Source organism: Dactylosporangium sp. NPDC005572 (genome assembly GCF_040605515.1).
GTDB lineage: Bacteria > Actinomycetota > Actinomycetes > Mycobacteriales > Micromonosporaceae > Dactylosporangium.
In genome coordinates this window covers 1-3,909 of sequence record NZ_JBEXCY010000408.1, presented here as the reverse complement: position 1 = coordinate 3,909, position 3,909 = coordinate 1, and the positions used below count along the sequence as shown (strand labels likewise).

The 3,909-nt window shown below is 76.7% G+C and carries 2 protein-coding genes; both read right to left on the bottom strand.

The window, feature by feature from the left end; translation table 11 throughout:
* Positions 1-2,672, bottom strand: a 2,672-nt coding sequence (locus ABZS66_RS60950; protein ID WP_354774042.1) for an ATP-binding protein, incomplete at its 3' end; no start/stop codon positions are given.
* Between the two features lie 20 nt (positions 2,673-2,692).
* Entirely contained in the window at positions 2,693-3,850 is a 1,158-nt protein-coding gene (locus tag ABZS66_RS60945) for a hypothetical protein (RefSeq protein WP_354774040.1), read from the bottom strand.
* Positions 3,851-3,909: the final 59 nt, after the last annotated feature.

The following is a 3,909-nucleotide window of genomic DNA, read 5'->3' as shown; positions in this document are numbered from 1 at the left end:
TCGGCACGCTCGACACGGCGACGAGCTCGGTGCCGGAGGTCATCTCCCTGATGGTACGCGGCGGCGCCCAGGCGCGGCATGCGCACCAGGGCGGCGGCGCCGAGCCGGTCGTCGTGGACGGCCGCGACGCCCGGGGGCAGCGCGGCCAGGTGCCGGGCCTGGGCGTCGGTGAGGTTCATCGCGGCGGCGACGGCGGCGCGGTCCTCGGCCGCCACGAGCCGGTGCACGATCTTCACGGTGGTGTTCTTGACCACCTCCGGCGCCAGCTTGGTCGGCGTCTGGTCGGCCACGACGAAGCCCTCGCCGTACGCCCGCATCTCGGCGAGCAGGTCGGTGAACATGCTGACCGCCTTCGCCTGCGGGTTCGGCGACTCCGGCCCGGTGTTGCCGCGCGGCGCGGCGAGCAGCCGGTGGGCCTCCTCGATCAGGGTCAGGTGCCGCAGCCGCTCCCCCGCGCCGTGACCGCCGTGGTGCGCCTCCGCGTACTCGTACAGCAGCCCCAGCAGCAGCGCCATGACGAACGACTTCTCCTCGTCGTCGCCGAGGTTCTTCAGCTCGATCACGCAGGGCCGGGCGAACAGGTCGTGCAGCGGCACCGACCGTCGGGTGTCCAGCGTGGCGCCCTTCGCCCCGACCATCAGGCTGCGCAGCCGGGAGCGCAGCGCGGCGCCCATGTTCTGGTGCACCTCGCGGCCGTAGTTCTTGCGCTCCAGCACCTCGTCGATCTTGTCGTGCAGGTCGGACAGCGACGGCGTGAGCGCGTCGCGCACCTCCTCGGAGCGCTCGCCGCGCAGCAGCCGGTTCGTCGAGGAGTACAGGTCCCAGCCGCGGTCGGTGTAGATCTCCAGCATCGCCTCCTCCAGCACGTGCGGCATGCCGGCGAACATCGCGAACGAGGCGTTGAACACGGCCTTGAGCAGGTCGATGTGGCGCAGCAGCGGCACCTGGTCGACCGGCGCGAACGGGTTGAGCCGCAGCGGCAGCCCGACGTCGTCGGGGCCGACGGTGAACACGGTGAGCCGGTCGCGCAGCCGCGGGTGCTCGCGCAGCTGCCGGTACTCGGCCTTGACCGGCTCGATGACCAGGAACGGCACGCCGAGGTCGGCGTCGGCCCGCTCCAGCAGCCGCTTCGCGGTGGTGGTCTTGCCGTATCCGGTCATGCCGGTGATGAGCACGTGCCGGTTGAGCGTCGGCGCGCCGAGCGACACCGGCACCAGGTCCCGGCCCAGCCCGTCCTGGAGCATGCCGAGCTCGATCGACTCGGCCTGCTGCGGCGGCACGGCCAGGGCGAACTCCCCCACGTCCGTCATCGGCAGCCCCGGGACCTCCCGCCGCGGCGGGCTCACCAGGATCGCCAGCTCGTCGGAGGTGAGGCAGGTGGACAGGGCGTCGTACGCCGGGCCGAACGGGTGCCCGGCGAGGCCGCCGGCGGGCACCAGACCGATGCTGCGGCCGCGCACCGCCGCGCCGCGGACCAGCCACGGTGCCGGGCGCACCACCCGGATCGGGTCGAGCATCGTCCAGTCGCCGCTGGCCGCGCCGCGCAGCGCCCCGGTCACCGCCTCCAGCACCGCGTCGCTCTCGGCGGCGACGTAGACGCTGGTGCGCCACCAGCCGCTGCTGCGGGCCCGGCCGAGCCGGTCGGCGTGGCGGCGCAGCACCTCGTCGCACGCCTCGGCGTGCACGTCGAGCAGCTCGCCGCCGACCGAGCGGCCGCTGGTCTCGGTCCGCCCCTCCTGGACGGTCACCCGCGGCTCGGCGGCCCCGAGCTGCATCATGCCGGTGGCGACCAGGCTCGGCAGGGCCCGGGCCAGGGCCGCGCCGCCGCCCGTGCCCGGCCCGGCCACCGCGCCGGCCACGACCCCGGCGCCGGCGAACCCGGCGACGCCGGCCGCGAGGCCGTAGGCGGCCAGCCGCAGCAGCGCCTGCGTGCCGCCACCGGCGGGTGCCTCGGTCTCCGAGCGGGACGTGCTGAGCGACTCGCTCTCGCTCACCTGCACCGTGCGGCGCACCATGCCGTGCACCTCGCCGCGCAGCCGCCGGCAGGCGTCCAGGGCGTGGTCGAGGTGCTCCGGGCCGAGCGGCTCGGCGACGACGACGAGCGCGTACCGGCGCGACGCCGCGGCGGCCATCAGCCGCTCCAGGCCCTGGAACGGCGACAGCCCGCCGCCGTCGCGCCCGGACGGGATGCCGGTGACCACGCCGAGCGCCGGCGCTGAGCGCAGGAAGTCGACCAGCTCGGGCGCGCCCTCGCCGTCCAGCCGGGCCAGCGGGCCCAGCCGCAGTCCCGGCACGTGCGCCTGCAGCAGCGTCGACTGCGCCTCGACGAGGTCCTCGGTCGAGCCGGTGACGCCACCGGCGACGCGCCGGCCGCCGATGAGCATCCGCTGCCGGCGGCCGTCGCCGTGGACCGCGAGCACGACCGCCTGGCCCAGCGCGTGGCTCGCGGTGAGCACGTGCGGCATGGCCCGCCCGAGGTCCTCGCCGGGGCGCGGCCGGCCGATGCTCTGCACCTCCCGGACGAGCGGCCGGACGGCGTCGTCAGGCCCGTCGTCGAGCTGCCACAGCGAGGGCTGGAAGCGGGCCAGGTAGCGCCGCTCCAGCAGGCTCATCAGCAGCTCCGGCAGCCCGGCACCGCGCTCGCCCACGGTCGGTTCCAGTGCGTTGCTCATCGGTTCCTCGCCATCTCGCGTCAACGCAGCCACGGGGGGATGTCGGCACTGTCCTGCGGCGCGACCGCGGGCACGGTCTCGCGCGGCGTCGCGGGCGCGAGCGCGGCGAACGCGGCCTCGGCCGTCTCCGGGCGCTGCACGCCGTGGCGCAGGCTGGGCCACCAGGCCGCGCCGACCGCCAGGTCGGCCTCCGGCTCCGGGCTCTGCCACACCGGTCCGAGCGAGGTCAGGCCGTCCGCGACGGCCGGCCACACCGCGCCGATCCCGCCGACGAGCAGCGCCGCCGGCCGGGTCGTGCCGCCCACCGTCACGGCGGCGCGGACCCGGCCGGCCACCTCGGCCAGGCTCTCGGCGACGCCCGGCGTGCCGGCGAGCGACTGGCGGGACAGCCGCAGCGGCTCGAACATGCGCTCCGTGAGCGGGCCGGCCCACTCCACCTCGTCGTCGGCCCGCAGCGAGCGCAGCCGGCCGGCCAGCTCCAGGGCGCCGTCGAGCATCGCCAGCAGCTCGGCCGACCGCACACCCTGCCGGCAGCGGCCGAGCACCGCGGCCGTGACCGCGCCGGCCAGGTCGGTCACCCCGCCCTCCACAGTGGACGCGGAGGCGGCCAGCCGGCGCGCGGTCCGCGGCGCGGCCTGATCCACCGCGTAGGTGGCGACCCGGGTCCACGCCTCGCCGCACGCCACGGCGACGACGATGCCGCCGGCCGGCGGCCGGGCCGGGTCGACCAGCCAGCGGGCCAGCAGGGCGTCGGCCGGGTCGACGGTGAGCACGTCGGCCAGGCCGGCGTCGGTGAACCGCTGCCGCAGTAGGGTCTCGGTGCCGGGCGCGGCGACCGCCGCGACCCGGTAGCCGTTGCGGGCGGCCGGGGCCAGCCGGCCCAGGTAGCCGAAGAGCCGTTCCCGCAGCCCGGCGAGGAAGTCGGCGCTGAGCGGGTCGCAGCACCACGAGCGGGCCAGCCGGGCCAGGTCGGCGGCGGGGGCGCCGCCGGCGGCGTCCAGCAGCGCCTCGGCGGCGGGCGTCGCCCACCGGTCGGGCGGCAGCACGGCGTTGGGCACCAGGCGCCGGAAGCCGTCACCGACCATCGGCAGCGCACCGCCCGACCCGCCGTCGCCCTCGCGCAGGACGACGGCGGTCCGGGTGCGTTGCGGGTCGACGCCCACGACGTGCTGCATCATGCGGCGCCGTCAAGGCGACCCGTCGCGGTAGGTCGTCTACCTCGTGCGCAATCGGCAGA

Coding starts and splice junctions, on each gene's coding strand:
- ABZS66_RS60945 (WP_354774040.1), bottom strand. CDS start 3,850: ATGATGCAGCACGTCGTGGGCGTCGACCCGCAACGCACCCGGACCGCC.